The organism is Streptomyces sp. NPDC022910, assembly GCF_055561075.1.
In genome coordinates, this window is the sequence record NZ_JBVHHL010000176.1 from 1 (window position 1) to 1,360 (window position 1,360).

The 1,360-nt window shown below is 67.0% G+C and carries 2 protein-coding genes; both read left to right on the top strand.

The features are described 5' to 3' along the window. Positions 1–52: 52 nt before the first annotated feature. Positions 53–403, top strand: a complete 351-nt coding sequence (locus ACZ3TS_RS43000; RefSeq protein WP_467628719.1) for a transposase — start codon at positions 53–55, stop codon at positions 401–403. Beyond that, on the top strand, positions 400–1,329 hold the full coding sequence (locus tag ACZ3TS_RS43005) for an IS3 family transposase (RefSeq protein WP_467628722.1): 930 nt from the start codon (positions 400–402) through the stop codon (positions 1,327–1,329). The genes ACZ3TS_RS43000 and ACZ3TS_RS43005 overlap by 4 nt, the downstream gene beginning before the upstream one ends. Positions 1,330–1,360: the final 31 nt, after the last annotated feature.

The following is a 1,360-nucleotide window of genomic DNA, read 5'->3' on the forward strand; positions in this document are numbered from 1 at the left end:
TGACCATCCCCTCGTAGCGTGGAGCCCGTGATTGCAGGGGAAGTTGGGATTCATGGGGTCCAAGAAGAAGCCGCCGTACGACGCCGAGTTCCGTGAGGGCGCGGTGCGCATCGTGGTCGAGACCGGGAGATCGGCCGGCGAGGTCGCCGAGGAGCTCGGCATCAACCCGGGCACGCTGCACAGTTGGGTGTCGCGGTGGCGGCGCAACGGGACGACGTCCTCGGACCGGCCCGTACAACCGACAGCCGCCAGTGGTGGTGGCGGTAGCGGTCGGGTGCGGGAGGCCGAGCGGGCCGAGCTGGAGCGGCTGCGCCGGGAGATCGGGGAGAAGAACAAGCGGATCCGGGAGCTGGAGATGGAGCGTGATGTCTTCAAGCGATGCATGGCCCTCTGGGTGAAGTGACCGAGAACGCTCCGGAGGCGGTGGTCGCCTTCATCGGTAACCAGAGGGTCGAGCATGGCGTCCCGCACCGGGTGTCCTGCCGGGTGGTCGGGGTGAGCGAGGCATGGTTCTACAAATGGCGCCGGCGCCCCGACGAGCCGACGAAGCGTGAGGTCAGGAGGGCGAGGCTGGAGGAGCGGATCATCCACTTCTTCACGGAGTCCGGCGGCACCTACGGCTCGCCGAGGATCACCTTGGACCTGTGGGCGGAGGGCTGGCAGGTATCGGTGAACACGGTCGCGGAGATCATGGCCGAGCTCGGTCTGCAGGGCCGCAAGCCGCCCAGGCGGCGGTCGCTGACCCGGCAGGGCAAGCGGAAGGCCGCCCCTGACCTGGTGAATCGCCGTTTCGACGCGGTGGCCCCGGACGTTCTCTGGTACGGCGATATGACGGAGATCGAGACCGGTGAGGGCAAGATCTATCTGGCCACGGTCATCGACGCGTTCTCGCGCCGCTGCCTCGGCTACGCCATGGGCGAGCACCATGACGCGGCCCTGGTCGGAGCGTCGTTGAAGATGGCCATCGCGACGCGCGGCGGCCGAAGGGACGGGACGATCTTCCACAGCGACAGGGGAAGTGAGTACACGTCAGAGGTGTACAACACCCTGTGTGACCGCCTGGGCGTGGTGCAGTCCATGGGGCGGGTGGGGTCGGCGCTGGACAATGCCGCCGCGGAGTCGTTCAACTCGCTGATCAAGGTCGAGTACATCCACCGGCACCAGTTCGCCACCCGCACCGAGGCCCGCCTGAAGATCGCCACTTGGATCACCGGGTTCTACAACCCGCGACGCAGGCACAGCGCGGCCGACGGCCTGCCGCCGAAGGAGTTCGAACGGACCATCACCGAAGCACGCAAGAAGAGCGACCAGAGGTGCCAGGCCGCATAGGAGAGGTCTCTACGAAACCAGGGGATTGACA

Bases quoted from the DNA above. Each gene is read 5' to 3' on its own strand.
- ACZ3TS_RS43000 (WP_467628719.1), top strand. From the start codon at position 53: ATGGGGTCCAAGAAGAAGCCGCCGTACGACGCCGAGTTCCGTGAGGGC.